We start from the raw sequence: 13,298 nt of genomic DNA on the forward strand, positions 1-13,298 counted from the left end.
AACAAATTATCGTGGACATAATCCTAATAAAATTTATCGGGGGTATGGTATAAAATGATAGTATTAAATAGAGAAAGTATTATAAATGGATTAATAGAATTAAAAAAAGAAGAAGACAGAGATAGTAGGATAATAGTTAATAATATAAAATCAATAATAAGTTTAAATGATATAAGTGATTTAGATAAATTAAAGCTTATAAACAATGAATTAGGAAAAATACTATTTGATGAAACTATATAAAATAATTATTCATAAAAATAAAATTATATAGTTATCAAGTGTTTGAAAATATTAGAAAATATAGAAATGATTGTTAATAAATTAGGATATACAATGAGAGAATTTATTAATGAATATTTACATATAAAAAAGAACATATTGGATAAAATTGGATTACTTGATTTTATATCTAATTAATGGTAGTTTATACTTAAATTAATATTAAGGAGATGAATTATGAAATTTAAATTTTGTCACAATAATTTTAATGTATTAAACCTTGAAAAAAGTTTAGAATTTTACAAAAATGCACTTGGACTAGTTGAAACTAAAAGAACAGTAGCAGATGATGGCAGTTTTATATTAGTATTCTTAGGAGATGGAGAGAGTACACATAAGTTAGAGTTAACTTGGTTAAGAGATTGGGATAGACCTTATAACTTAGGAGATAATGAATTCCACCTAGCATTTAGAGTTGAAGACTTTGATGGTGCATATAATTTACATAAAGAAATGGGATGTATATGCTATGAAAATAAGGAAATGGGAATATACTTTATAGCAGACCCAGATAATTATTGGATAGAAATACTACCAGCAAATACGAAATAGAGGTAAAAGTTATGAATAAGATAATAGTTGTAGTGGCGAATAATAATGAGTGTATAGAATCTTTAAAAAAAGCAGGAGATTCTATAGGTGTAGAGATAAAGTCTGAAATACAATCGGACGGAAAAATAATAAATGAACTTTCTATAAATGATATAAAAGAATCAACAGCAGTATTATTTGCTATAGATGGAGATGTTGAAGAGGTAGAAAAGATAGAGAGATTTATAGATTGTGAATACTATGAAGTTGAAGAACAATTTATAAAAAATGATGCAAAATCAGTACTACAAGAGATACTATCTGATTTAAACTAATTTTAAGTAAGTAGAAAAATAGTAAATAAACAGAGAATAAATAAGTAAAATATATAAAAGACCTTTAAGTTAGTTGTTACTACACTTAAGGGTCTTTTTTTATATAGTAATATCTTTAGAGAAAAAGTGCAAAATAAATTTAATAAGGAGGAGATAACGTGATCAAAAAGACCATTATAAATAATACTATTACATTTGCAATTGTTATGTTTTTTGTTATTACATTTAAATCAATATTCGGAGAAGAAAATACATTGATTGGCGTTACAACGATAACAGCAACGCTTATGTTTTTAGAGCGAGATTTTACTGGATCGCCTTTAAAGAATACATTAAAATTTATAGGAATAAACTTGTTGATAGGGATAGGAACATCACTGATTGTTGCAAGTAATATGTGGTTAGGACTTATAATTAACTTTATAGTAGTATTTATATTTAGTTATATCTTTACTTATAATTTAAGACAACCATTATATATTCCTTTTGGATTACAATATCTATTTTTATTAACTACACCTGTACCAACCGATAGATTGGATATTAGGTTGCTGGCCTTAATATTTGGAGCACTTATAATAATGTTAGTACAATTACTTTTTAATAAAAATAAACTGGCTACTAGCGGTAATAAGATATTAGTAGATGTATGTGAATCTATTGAAAATAAAGTATGTTGTATCAAAGGTAAATCAAATAATTATGATTCTATAAATAATATAAATTCATCTATAGATGAATTTAGAACGATAGTATATGATAAGGGAGAGTCAAATTACTATTTAACAAAAGAGGCTAAAATAAAGTTAAATATATCTGTAGCTTTAGAAGTTATAAGTAGAATATTATATAGTGACAATAATAAGTCGATAAATTTAATTATACTAGATACTTTAGAAGAATTAGTAAAAGTTGCGAAAGAAGTAATTTCTATTAATTCTAAAGAAAATAAAACAATACAACTAAATTCTTATAATATAAAGAAACTTTTAAACTATTGCCAAGAACATGAAATAAATGATTTGCTTAATTTACAATTATTAGAAGGTATGATTTGCTTAGATGATACTTTAGAAGAGTTAACTAAACTCGATATAAAGCAATATAACGTAGTTGATAAAATAGGAGATAAATCGGAAATATTCTCAAAGAAAAATATCAAATCTTTTTTAACAGATACTGATTCACCTAAATATTGTTATGGTATGCGTATGGCTATAACTATGACTATTGGATTATTTTTAATGGAATATTTTAAACTTCCTGAAGGAAGATGGATATTGTTTACAATATTATCTTTAACTACTCCGTTGTATGAAACATCTAAACATAAAATTAGATATAGAATAGGATCTACTTTAGTTGGATCTGTGATTATAATTATATTATTTAGCATATTTAAAACTGAGAATATTAGACTACTTATAGTAATGCTTGCTGGTTACTTGCAAGGGTATGTCAATGAATATAAGTATAAAATAATATTTGTAACCGTATCAGCAATTGGAGCCGCCGTTATTGTTGGAAATATTCAAGAGTTAACAATTGAAAGAATTTTAATGGTAGCTATAGGTACCATAATAGCTATAATAGCTAATAAATATTTATTTCCTTACAACTTAGAAAAATCAAATGAACAATTAAGAAAAATATATGATGCTTCTATTAAAAAAATGTTTAAGGAATTACGCAGTTTAGTAGAGGGAAAAAATAATCCTGAATTTATAAAACATCTATTTGTTACAATATCTATTATAGAATCTAAAGCTAGAATGAATAAGCAGATAGATAAAAATCAAAATTATAACAATATAGTAAATGAAAGAAGATACTTAGCTAGTAATATTTATGAATTATATATGCGGATTTATAGAGAGAGTATAAATTCCAATGATATAGATAAAATTATTAATAATGTAAAGTTACTAATTGAATATAAAGATGACGCTATAACAAATAAGGTAACAATTATACAAAAGAGCATAAATGAAAGTAAAAATATAAATACAAAGATTATAATAAGTACTATATTAGTAATACTTAAAGAATTAGATAAACTAAGTCAATTAGTTAAATTAAATGAAAAAGCTCAGATTTAAAAATCTGAGCTTATTTCATTTAATACTTCTTTTAAAGTAATAAGAGAATCATTTAATTTATCAAGCTTTTCATCTGGTAAAGAAGAAATTTTATCTTTTAATGATGATTGAATTTCTAAGAAACTACTTTTTAAATATGTACTTCCTTTTTCCGTTAAATTTATATTTATAATTCTGCGGTCTTTTTCTCCAGGAATCCTTTCAATCATACCTTCATCGATAAGTTTATTTAATAACTTAGTCATATTAGGTGTGGATATAAAAAGTTTTTTTGCCACTTCTGATATAGGTTGTTGCCCTTCCTTTTTTAAAACCGCTAATATTTGAAAGTGCGAATGATTTAAATTACCTTTATCAAATTTACAATTATCATGTAAAAGTTTCTTTTTAAATAAAGGTATAATACTTATAAAATTTTGAACAATTGCTTCTAATTTAACTTCATCCATTTATTGTTACCTCCATATAATACATATTTGTTATTTAATATCGGTAATTTGTAATAATATTAAATAACAATATTTATATTATTGACTTTTATTAAAAAAAGTATATACTTAAAAAGTATAATAGTTAAAAAGTATAACTATTTCAAAATATAACTATTATAATTATACAACAAATTTTATTGAAATGGAGGTAGAAGTTTAAATATGACTAAAGTTTTAAAATACTTAAAGCCATTTACATTATCACTTATATTAGTAATTGGTCTTTTGATAGTACAAGCGACTTGTGATTTATCTTTACCAGACTATACATCAAACATAGTTAACGTAGGGATACAACAAAATGGTATAAAAAACGCTGTTCCTACTGTTATTAGAGAAAAAGAATTAAATAAACTAATGATTTTTATGGATAACAATCAAAAAGATGAAGTAAATAAAAATTATAAGTTAATAAACAAGGATAATTTAACTAAGGAAGAATATGATAAAGAGGTTAAAAAATATCCAATATTAAAAAGTGAACCATTATATAGGTTAAATACAAATGATAAAAAAGAAATAGACAGTTTAAATAAAATAATGAGTAAGGCTTTGGTGAAGGTGTCAGGTATTGAAGCTGCAAGCCAACAAGGGAAAATACCTAATATTCCAAAAGGTGTAGATATTTTTTCTGTAATTGAAAAACTACCTCAAGCTCAAATAGATGAGATGACAAAAGAGATAGATAATAAAACAAGTGATTTAGATGAAAATATGCTAACTCAATCATCTATATATGCTATAAAAAATGAATATGAAGCTATAGGTATAAATATAGAAAAGTTACAAAATAATTATATATTTAAATCAGGTGCAGCTATGCTAGGAATAGCACTTATAAGTTTATTAGCAACTATAGTTGTTGGATTTATTGGTTCAAGATTAGGTGCAGGAATAGGGCGAAGTCTTCGTAAAGATGTATTTAGAAAAGTTGTAAGTTTTTCAAATGTTGAATTTGATAAATTTTCAACTGCATCACTTATAACTCGTAGTACAAATGATATTCAACAAATACAAAACTTTACAGTTATGTTTGTAAGGATGATATTATATGCACCAATACTTGGTATAGGTGGTGTACTAAAAGTTTTAAATACTGATACATCAATGGCGTGGATAATAGGTGTAGCGGTTATTGCTATACTTTTAGTAATTATAGTTTTATTTAGTTTAGCGATACCTAGATTTAAGAAAGTACAAAAACTAGTAGATAAACTAAACTTAGTAACACGTGAATCACTAGTAGGTATGTTAGTTATAAGAGCTTTTAGCAATCAAAAAGTAGAGGAAAAAAGATTTGATGAAATTAACATAGATTTAAGAAAAACAAATACATTTGTAAACCGTATAATGTCAGTAATGATGCCTACGATGATGTTAATTATGAATATGATAACAATACTAATAGTTTGGGTAGGTTCTCATAATATTGATGCAGGAGTAATGCAGGTTGGAGATATGATGGCATTTATTCAATATTCAATGCAAATAATAATGTCATTCTTAATGTTATCTATGTTATCAGTTATATTACCAAGAGCATCAGTTTCAGCTAGTCGTATAGGTGAAATATTATCAACTGATGTAGCTATAAAAGATTCAAAAGAAACTAGAGAATTTGATGAAGATAAGTATGGAGAAGTAGAATTTAAAAATGTTTCATTTAAATACCCTGATGCAGAGGATAATGTTATAAGTAACATAAACTTTGTTGCAAAACCTGGCCAAACAACTGCTTTTATAGGAAGTACAGGAAGTGGTAAATCAACTTTAATAAACTTAATACCTCGCTTCTTTGATGTTACAGAAGGTGAAATTTTAGTAAATGGAGTTGATATAAGAAATATTAATCAACATAAACTTAGAGATGAAATTGGATATGTTCCACAAAAGGCAGTTTTATTCTCTGGAACTATAGATAGTAATATAAGATATGGTGCAGAAGATTCTACAAAGGAAGATATAAGGGAAGCGGCAAGTATTGCTCAAGCTATGGAATTTATAGAGTCAAAACCAGACAAATTTGAGACTGAAATATCTCAAGGTGGTACAAATGTATCTGGTGGACAAAAACAAAGACTTTCAATAGCTCGTGCTTTAGCTAAAAAACCTAAGATATTTATATTTGATGATAGTTTCTCAGCACTAGATTTAAAAACTGATGCAAAACTTAGAAAAGAATTAAAATCAAAAACTAAAGATGCAACAGTTTTAATAGTGGCTCAAAGAATAAGTACAATACTTCATGCTGACCAAATAGTTGTACTTGATGAAGGTAAAGTTGTAGGAATAGGAACTCACGATGAGCTTATGAAAAACTGTGAAGTTTATAAGCAAATAGCACTATCTCAACTTTCAAAGGAGGAGCTAGATAATGAGTAATAAAAAAGGAATGAAAAGACCTGGTGGTATGGGCGGAGGTCATATGAAAATGGGCCAAGAAAAGGCTAAAGACTTTAAAGGTACGATGAAAAAGCTAATAAGCTATTTAAGCCCATATAAATTAGCTATATTATTGGTTATAGTTTTTGCTATAGGAAGTTCTGTATTTAATATAGTTGGTCCTAAAATATTAGGAAATGCAACAACTAAAATATTTGAAGGTCTAGTTAGTAAGGTAAGTAATAGTGGTGGAGGTATAGATTTTGATGCTATATTTAGAACTTTAACTATACTTGCAAGTTTATATATTATAAGTTCGATATTTTCTTTTATTCAAACTTTTATAACATCAGATATATCCCAAAAGGTATCTTATAATTTAAGAAAATCTATATCTGAAAAAATTAACAAATTACCTCTTAACTATTATGATAGAAAGACTAATGGAGAAGTTTTATCGAGAGTAACAAATGACATAGATGCAATAAGTCAAAACTTAAATCAAATATTATCACAAATGATAACATCAGCAACTACTCTTATTGGAGTTTTAATAATGATGTTATCGATAAGTGTTACAATGACGTTAGTTAGTTTAATTGTAATACCTCTATCTTTAGTGATGATTATGTTGGTTGTAAAAAAATCTCAAAAACACTTTAGAGCACAACAAGAATATTTAGGTCATACTAATGGACATATAGAAGAAATGTATAGTGGTCATAATATAATGAAAGCCTTTAATGGTGAAGAAAAAGCTATTGAAGAGTTTGATAAATTAAGTGATACGTTATATAACTCAGCTTGGAAATCACAATTCTTATCAGGAATGATGATGCCGATAATGACATTTATAGGTAACTTAGGATATGTAATAGTAGCTATAATGGGTGGTTTCTTAGCTATAAGAAATAAAATACAAGTTGGAGATATACTTGCATTCATTCAATATGTAAGATCATTTATGCAACCTATAGCTCAAACTGCTCAAATAGCTAACGTAATGCAACAAACAGCAGCTGCAGCAGAAAGAGTATTTGAGTTCTTAGAAGAAGAAGAAGTTGTAGAAGATGTTAAAAATCCAATATCAACTGAAGGTATAGAAGGTGCTGTTGAATTTGATCATGTTAGATTTGGATACAATGAAGATAAAATAATAATAAATGATTTTTCTATTAATATAAAACCAGGTCAAAAAGTAGCTATAGTTGGACCAACTGGTGCTGGTAAAACTACTATTGTAAAACTACTTATGAGATTCTATGAATTAAATGGAGGTAAAATACTTATAGATGGTCATGATTATAGAGATTTTACAAGAAATGATTTAAGAAAAATATTTGGTATGGTTTTACAGGATACTTGGCTATTTAATGGAAGCATAATGGAAAATATACGTTATGGTCGTCTTGATGCAAGTGATGAAGAAGTAATTGAAGCTGCCAAGTTAGCTCATGCACATCACTTTATAAAGACATTGGCTGATGGATATAATATGGAAATCAATGAAGAAGCAGATAATATATCACAAGGTCAGAAACAATTATTAACAATAGCTAGAGCCATACTTTCAGATCCTAAAATACTAATATTAGATGAAGCAACAAGTTCTGTAGATACTCGTACAGAAGTATTGATACAACAAGCTATGGAAAATCTTATGGAAGGTAGAACAAGTTTTATAATAGCACATAGATTATCTACTATAAAAAATGCAGATGTAATATTAGTAATGAAAGATGGAGATATAGTTGAACAAGGAACTCATGAAGAATTATTAAAATCAAAAGGATTCTATAGTGAACTATATAACAGTCAATTTGAAGAAGAAGTATGCTAAATGATTAAACCACACTAATCTTATAGATTAGTGTGGTTTTGTTTTATAAAGATAAGTATGCTTAAAATTTATTTATTAATCATATTTATATAAAGTATTAATCAATAGAATAGTAGATTATTATATTTAACTTAAATAAGTTAAATTTTTAGAGACAAAAGAACAAAATGAAAAAACAAAATTACAAAGACAATGAAATAAGAAGGTACTAAAATTAGTTATATAAAGGGGAATAAGAAAACATTAATTAATCTATTGTGCTAGTTAAAATTTTTCCAAATAAAGTAAATTGCTTTTCGCAAAAAATAATACCTTATTATAGGTTGGTATTTGTAAATTTTAACCAAATACTAACCTTTTTATTTTAGCTATAGAATCATAATTTCCCATAAGTTTATTTATTAAAAATGAAATATTATGAGCTAAAACTTTTATCGAAGTTCTAGTTATAAATCCTAGCATTGATTTACTTTTAACTTTATTTAAATTTAATTGCTCTGTTAATTGAGAAAAGCTGGTTTCTATCCTTCTTCTGATTTTAAATATTAGTTGTCTTATTTCTTTTGGATAGTTATCTTTGCTATTACCTCTTTTTAAGAATAATAAATTTATATCTCTTTCACCTTTTAACTCAGGCGTTAGCCTTTTATTGACATATCCTTTATCACCTATAATAGAAATAGAATTATATTTATCACATAAATCCCACACTGTATTTCTATCATCTATGTTGGCTGGAGTTATAACATAGTCAGTTAAGAAACCGTCTACTGTAGTAAGTGCATGAAACTTAAATCCAAAATATGTTTGTTTCTTTGATGGACATCTACCATAAGAGGCTTCGCCTTTAAAGCACTTGCTAAAATGAGCTCTACCAAACTCACATACAGGAATAGGCATGCTGTCTATAATTCTTATATTATTAGAATACGCTTGAATATATTCTGAAATATATTCTCGTATTTCTTTAATTACAGCATGTAGATTTCGTTTAGTTCTATTAAATCTAGTTCTATCTCCTAATTTAGGAAATAGTTTTATATATTCTCTGCTCAATAAACTAAAGAATGCTTTTTCTGAGTCAATAGTCAGAAGTTCTCCAACTATACTTATAGTGATTATTTCACTATCTGAAAGCTTACACTCCTTAATATTACGTCTATTTCTAATGCTTATAGGAATAATATCGTTGTACACATCATCAACTATTGTATAAATTATAGTAAATAAATCAGTTAAATTTTCAATTTCTTGGATATAATAATTATTAAGCTCCAACATTATAGTAACCCTCCTTTAGATTAATGCTACTAATCTTAGGGTGCTATATTTGTTGGAGTTTTATTATTGTAAAAATTAACTAGCACAACGAGTTAATTATATAAGAAGATAATAAGTATATAAGAGGAAAATGTTTTCTTAATATTAAATAAGATTTACAGGGAGTTGATGATTATGCCAAATATAGTACTAACAAGAATTGATAACAGATTAATACATGGTCAAGTAGCAACAATGTGGTCTTCAAGTGTAGGAGCAAATTTATTATTAGTTGCAAATGATGAAGTATGCACAAATGAGTTTAGACAGGGGCTTATGGACATGGCAGCACCAAGTTTTGCTCAAACAAGATACTTTAGTATAGAAAAAACTATAAATATAATACATAAAGCAAGTGATTCTCAGTATATAGCAATAATATGTGAAACACCTCAAGATGTAGTTAGATTAGTTGAGGGTGGAGTGCCTATAAACAAAGTTAATATAGGAAATATGCATATGGCAGAAGGAAAAAGGCAAGTATCTAAAGCTGTATGCGTAGATGATAATGACGTTAAAGCATTTAGACGCCTTCAGGAATTAGGAGTAGATCTAGAAATCAGGAGAGTTCCAAGTGAGTCTGCTGAAAGTTTAGATGAATTATTTAAATAAAAGGGGGTAAATTTTATGGAATTAAGTTTTATCCAAATTGGTCTTATACTTATTGTAACGATGATAGCGGCAGTTGACCAATATAACTTTTTAGAATCTTTATACAGACCAATAGTAATTGGACCTATAGTAGGGGCTATTATGGGTGATTTACAAACAGGACTTATAGTTGGTGGTTCTTATGAATTAATGATGATAGGCGCAATGCCAGTTGGTGGAGCACAGCCACCAAATGCAGTTATAGGTGGTATAATGGCAACTGTATTTGCAGTTCAATCTGGCTTAGATGTTGCAGCAGCGCTACCTCTTGCAATACCATTTGCATTACTTGGTCAATATGCAGTTACTCTTTTATTTACAGTAATGTCTCCATTAATGGGATTATGTGATAAAGCAGCTGAAGATGCTAACCCAGCTGGTATAGATAAAGTTAACTATATGGCGATGGGAATATTAGCAGTTTTATTCGCATTAATAGTTTTAGCTGGATTGCTATCTGGTCAAGCGATAGGAGAAACTTTAACTAAAGTGTTACCAGCTCAAGTTTGGGCAGGATTAACAGCTGCTGGAAAGATGATGCCTGCTCTAGGATTTGCAATGTTACTTAAAGTTATGTTAAGCAAAGAATATGCAATATTTATGGTACTAGGATTTGTATTAGTAGCATATGGTAAATTGCCACTTTTAGCTATAGCTATGGTAGGAATAGCTGCAGCAGTTTATGACTTCCATGTAAGTATGAAAACTAAGAATAATACAGGAGGAGGTATGACAGATGGCATCTAATACAGAAGTAATGAAAAGAGGTAATTTAGAATATATTGATAAAACTGAAGGTGAAACTCTCGACAATAAAACTTTAAATAAAATGGCTTGGAGATCTATGTTTTTACAAGCATCATTTAACTATGAAAGAATGCAAGCTGGAGGATGGTTATACTCTATACTTCCAGGGCTTAAAAAAATACACAAAAATAAACAAGATTTATCAACATCAATGAAACATAACCTAGAATTCTTTAACTGTCATCCATTCTTAATAACATTTGTTATGGGTATAATATTATCATTAGAGCAAAAGAAAGCTGATATTCAAACTATACGTTCTTTAAGAGTTGCGGCTATGGGTCCTTTAGGTGGAATAGGAGATGCAATATTCTGGTTTACATTATTACCTATATCAGCAGGTATAGGGGCTAATCTTTCTCTTCAAGGAAGTATATTAGGACCAATTATATTCTTTGTACTGTTTAATATAGTACATTTAGGTCTTAGATTTGGTTTGATGCACTGGTCATATAAAGTTGGTGTTGATGGAATAGCTAAGCTTACTAAAAATGCTAAAGAATTTACTAGAGCAGCTACAGTACTTGGTATGATAGTTGTAGGAGCATTAATAGCTTCATATGTAAATGTAAATATAGTTACTCCAGAATATTTAAGTATGCAAGGAACTATAGATTTACAAAGTATATTAGACTCTATAATGCCATGTTTATTACCGCTTGCAGTAACATTTGGTATGTATGGATTAGTTAAAAAGAATGTATCTCCAATGGTTAATATACTAATATTAGTTGTAATAGGTATAGTAGGAGCATTCCTAGGTATATTTGCATAGATTTTAGGAGGAGAAGGAATGATAATAATAACAGGTCATGGGAGATTTGCTTCAGGTCTTAAAACTAGTTTAGATTTAATAGTTGGTAATTTTGACTTTGTAAAACCTGTTGATTTTACAGAAGATAAGTCTCCAGAGTCTTTAAAAGAGGAAATAAATTCTTTTATAAAATCAACAGATAAAAAAATATATGTATTCACAGATTTAGTTGGAGGAACACCATTTAAAGTGAGCAGTGAATTAACTTTAGAATATCCAAACGTAGAAGTTTTTTGTGGAACTAATTTACCGATGCTTGTGGAAGCTACTATGATGTTGTCTTTAGGATGTGATATAGATAGTGAATCTATAAAAGAATCTGGTGTAAATAGTATAAAGCCACAGCCAAAGAAAGTTATATTTACTGAAGATGGAATATAAAAATTAATATAATCAAAATCACTAGTTAAATAAATTTATTTTTCTAGTGATTTTTTTATGTGAAAGTAATGATGTAATTAAAGAAAAAGGATAAATATTACAATAATAAAAAATCCTAATATGGAAAACTTAAGTATAAGTATTTATTTAGGAGGTAAAGTTATGGATAATATGAAAGAAATGAGAAATAAAGTACAAGACGGAAAATACAACTTAACTTTAGAGGTAGCAGAAGGTGCTTATTTTGGAACTTATGATGATGTTGACACTAAGTCTGGAGAAGATTTAGTTAGAAATTATTTAAGAAGTAATTCAGATGATGCGAATTTTAATGATATAAAAATAAAATATAATAAAAATAGACACACTGTAAGGGTTACAGCTGAATTAAACTATGATAATAACGTACATAGTGATTATCATAATAGAGGAAAACTAATGTAATTTTAGAATAAAAAAACTATATCAAGGACAAGTAAAATATTAATCTGAAATTTTTTTAAAAAAAGTGTTGACTAGTTAAATTTAAGATGGTATAGTTATACTTGTCCTTAAGAAAAGGGCAAAACAAAAGAAAAAACTTTAAAAAATAAGTTGACAAAGAAAAATAACTTTGATAAACTTAAGGAAGTTAAAAATGAACTTTGAAAATTAAACAGTAGGTTAATTTATAGAATTGAAACTAACAAACCAAGCCAGATATTCAGATAATGATAGTCTGAGCAGGTAATCAAATTTATTTGAGCAACGGATGTATCTGACCCCAGGAAGACTACCTGGTTGATAGGTCGAAGGTGTAAGTGCAGTAATGTATTTAGCTTATCGATACTAATAGGTCGAGGACTTGACCAAGATAAATGATGGATTTGAGCAACGGATATGACCGACGCGGTAGCAAGGGAATATCGTTGTCGAAATGTCAATTTTAAATGATATGCAGTTTTCAGAGTATTAACTCTAAATTAAAGATTATGTGGTTATTATAGCAAAGAGGATACACCTGTTCCCATACCGAACACAGAAGTTAAGTTCTTTAGCGGCGATGGTACTTGGTGGGCGACCGCCTGGGAGAGTAGCACGTAGCCACGTAGTCTTTTTTTTATTTCCAAATTAAATTCATTTCTTTAAGAATCTACTTTAATCCTAATTACAAATTCTAATATATAGTTACAAATCTATTTAATAATATAGTAGTCGAACTTAAAAAAGTTCGTAAATAGATTCTTCAAGGCTCTTGTTATTTTTAGTTATTTTTTTCAAATTTTTCTTTAATGTTGCCCAATACTTTTCTATAGGATTTAAATTTGGAGAATATGGTGGTAAAAATATTAGTTTTAGATTTTTATTAGCATTTTTACATAATTC

15 protein-coding genes and 1 rRNA gene are annotated in these 13,298 nt (G+C 27.6%); 13 read left to right on the plus strand and 3 right to left on the minus strand.

The window, feature by feature from the left end; genetic code table 11:
• The first annotated feature begins 54 nt into the window (after window positions 1–54).
• From BN7997_RS02325 to BN7997_RS02340, 5 genes are all read left to right on the plus strand, one after another.
• Window positions 55–243 (plus strand): hypothetical protein, encoded by a 189-nt coding sequence (locus BN7997_RS02325; RefSeq protein ID WP_071119277.1) that lies wholly within the window; start codon window positions 55–57, stop codon window positions 241–243.
• A 42-nt stretch (window positions 244–285) separates the two neighbouring features.
• Window positions 286–420 (plus strand): hypothetical protein, encoded by a 135-nt coding sequence (locus tag BN7997_RS16170; RefSeq protein ID WP_278335227.1) that lies wholly within the window; start codon window positions 286–288, stop codon window positions 418–420.
• A 39-nt stretch (window positions 421–459) separates the two neighbouring features.
• Entirely contained in the window at window positions 460–834 is a 375-nt protein-coding gene (locus BN7997_RS02330) for a VOC family protein (protein ID WP_071119278.1), read from the plus strand.
• Between the two features lie 11 nt (window positions 835–845).
• Entirely contained in the window at window positions 846–1,148 is a 303-nt protein-coding gene (locus BN7997_RS02335) for a PTS sugar transporter subunit IIABC family protein (RefSeq protein ID WP_071119279.1), read from the plus strand.
• 158 nt (window positions 1,149–1,306) lie between these two features.
• Complete coding sequence (locus tag BN7997_RS02340) at window positions 1,307–3,247, plus strand: FUSC family protein (RefSeq protein ID WP_083334981.1); 1,941 nt, start codon at window positions 1,307–1,309, stop codon at window positions 3,245–3,247.
• Here the strand turns inward: BN7997_RS02340 and BN7997_RS02345 are convergent.
• Window positions 3,244–3,696, minus strand: a complete 453-nt coding sequence (locus BN7997_RS02345) for a MarR family winged helix-turn-helix transcriptional regulator (protein ID WP_071119280.1) — start codon at window positions 3,694–3,696, stop codon at window positions 3,244–3,246. The genes BN7997_RS02340 and BN7997_RS02345 overlap by 4 nt on opposite strands.
• A gap of 204 nt (window positions 3,697–3,900) precedes the next feature.
• On the opposite strand from BN7997_RS02345, the gene BN7997_RS02350 reads away from it, so the two are divergent.
• On the plus strand, window positions 3,901–6,120 hold the full coding sequence (locus BN7997_RS02350) for an ABC transporter ATP-binding protein (RefSeq protein ID WP_071119281.1): 2,220 nt from the start codon (window positions 3,901–3,903) through the stop codon (window positions 6,118–6,120).
• Between the two features lie 10 nt (window positions 6,121–6,130).
• Window positions 6,131–7,960 (plus strand): ABC transporter ATP-binding protein, encoded by a 1,830-nt coding sequence (locus BN7997_RS02355; RefSeq protein WP_408638330.1) that lies wholly within the window; start codon window positions 6,131–6,133, stop codon window positions 7,958–7,960.
• Between the two features lie 339 nt (window positions 7,961–8,299).
• Here BN7997_RS02355 and BN7997_RS02360 read toward each other — a convergent pair whose 3' ends face one another.
• Window positions 8,300–9,241, minus strand: a complete 942-nt coding sequence (locus BN7997_RS02360) for an IS982 family transposase (protein WP_071119283.1) — start codon at window positions 9,239–9,241, stop codon at window positions 8,300–8,302.
• 174 nt (window positions 9,242–9,415) lie between these two features.
• Here BN7997_RS02360 and agaB point away from each other — a divergent pair, with 174 nt between their 5' ends.
• From agaB to rrf, 6 genes are all read left to right on the plus strand, one after another.
• On the plus strand, window positions 9,416–9,892 hold the full coding sequence (gene agaB / locus BN7997_RS02365; protein ID WP_071119284.1) for a PTS galactosamine transporter subunit IIB: 477 nt from the start codon (window positions 9,416–9,418) through the stop codon (window positions 9,890–9,892).
• Between the two features lie 15 nt (window positions 9,893–9,907).
• Window positions 9,908–10,678 (plus strand): PTS mannose/fructose/sorbose/N-acetylgalactosamine transporter subunit IIC, encoded by a 771-nt coding sequence (locus BN7997_RS02370; RefSeq protein WP_071119285.1) that lies wholly within the window; start codon window positions 9,908–9,910, stop codon window positions 10,676–10,678.
• Window positions 10,668–11,513, plus strand: a complete 846-nt coding sequence (locus BN7997_RS02375; RefSeq protein ID WP_242873371.1) for a PTS system mannose/fructose/sorbose family transporter subunit IID — start codon at window positions 10,668–10,670, stop codon at window positions 11,511–11,513. The genes BN7997_RS02370 and BN7997_RS02375 overlap by 11 nt, the downstream gene beginning before the upstream one ends.
• A gap of 18 nt (window positions 11,514–11,531) precedes the next feature.
• Entirely contained in the window at window positions 11,532–11,933 is a 402-nt protein-coding gene (locus BN7997_RS02380; RefSeq protein WP_083334982.1) for a PTS sugar transporter subunit IIA, read from the plus strand.
• Window positions 11,934–12,095: 162 nt separating this feature from the next.
• Complete coding sequence (locus BN7997_RS02385; protein WP_071119287.1) at window positions 12,096–12,377, plus strand: hypothetical protein; 282 nt, start codon at window positions 12,096–12,098, stop codon at window positions 12,375–12,377.
• 528 nt (window positions 12,378–12,905) lie between these two features.
• Window positions 12,906–13,022, plus strand: a 5S ribosomal RNA gene (gene rrf / locus BN7997_RS02390).
• 111 nt (window positions 13,023–13,133) lie between these two features.
• On the opposite strand, the gene BN7997_RS15015 is transcribed toward rrf, so the two are convergent.
• On the minus strand, window positions 13,134–13,298 hold a 165-nt coding region (locus BN7997_RS15015), incomplete at its 5' end, for a transposase (RefSeq protein WP_195906791.1).

Origin of the sequence: Romboutsia timonensis, from assembly GCF_900106845.1 — a bacterium.
Taxonomy (GTDB): Bacteria; Bacillota; Clostridia; order Peptostreptococcales; family Peptostreptococcaceae; genus Romboutsia; species Romboutsia timonensis.

Bases quoted from the DNA above. Each gene is read 5' to 3' on its own strand.
- BN7997_RS02325 (WP_071119277.1), top strand. From the start codon at position 55: ATGATAGTATTAAATAGAGAAAGTATTATAAATGGATTAATAGAATTA.
- BN7997_RS02330 (WP_071119278.1), top strand. From the start codon at position 460: ATGAAATTTAAATTTTGTCACAATAATTTTAATGTATTAAACCTTGAA.
- BN7997_RS02335 (WP_071119279.1), top strand. From the start codon at position 846: ATGAATAAGATAATAGTTGTAGTGGCGAATAATAATGAGTGTATAGAA.
- BN7997_RS02345 (WP_071119280.1), bottom strand. From the start codon at position 3,696: ATGGATGAAGTTAAATTAGAAGCAATTGTTCAAAATTTTATAAGTATT.
- BN7997_RS02350 (WP_071119281.1), top strand. From the start codon at position 3,901: ATGACTAAAGTTTTAAAATACTTAAAGCCATTTACATTATCACTTATA.
- BN7997_RS02355 (WP_408638330.1), top strand. From the start codon at position 6,131: ATGAAAAGACCTGGTGGTATGGGCGGAGGTCATATGAAAATGGGCCAA.
- BN7997_RS02360 (WP_071119283.1), bottom strand. From the start codon at position 9,241: ATGTTGGAGCTTAATAATTATTATATCCAAGAAATTGAAAATTTAACT.
- agaB (WP_071119284.1), top strand. From the start codon at position 9,416: ATGCCAAATATAGTACTAACAAGAATTGATAACAGATTAATACATGGT.
- BN7997_RS02370 (WP_071119285.1), top strand. From the start codon at position 9,908: ATGGAATTAAGTTTTATCCAAATTGGTCTTATACTTATTGTAACGATG.
- BN7997_RS02375 (WP_242873371.1), top strand. From the start codon at position 10,668: ATGGCATCTAATACAGAAGTAATGAAAAGAGGTAATTTAGAATATATT.
- BN7997_RS02380 (WP_083334982.1), top strand. From the start codon at position 11,532: ATGATAATAATAACAGGTCATGGGAGATTTGCTTCAGGTCTTAAAACT.
- BN7997_RS02385 (WP_071119287.1), top strand. From the start codon at position 12,096: ATGGATAATATGAAAGAAATGAGAAATAAAGTACAAGACGGAAAATAC.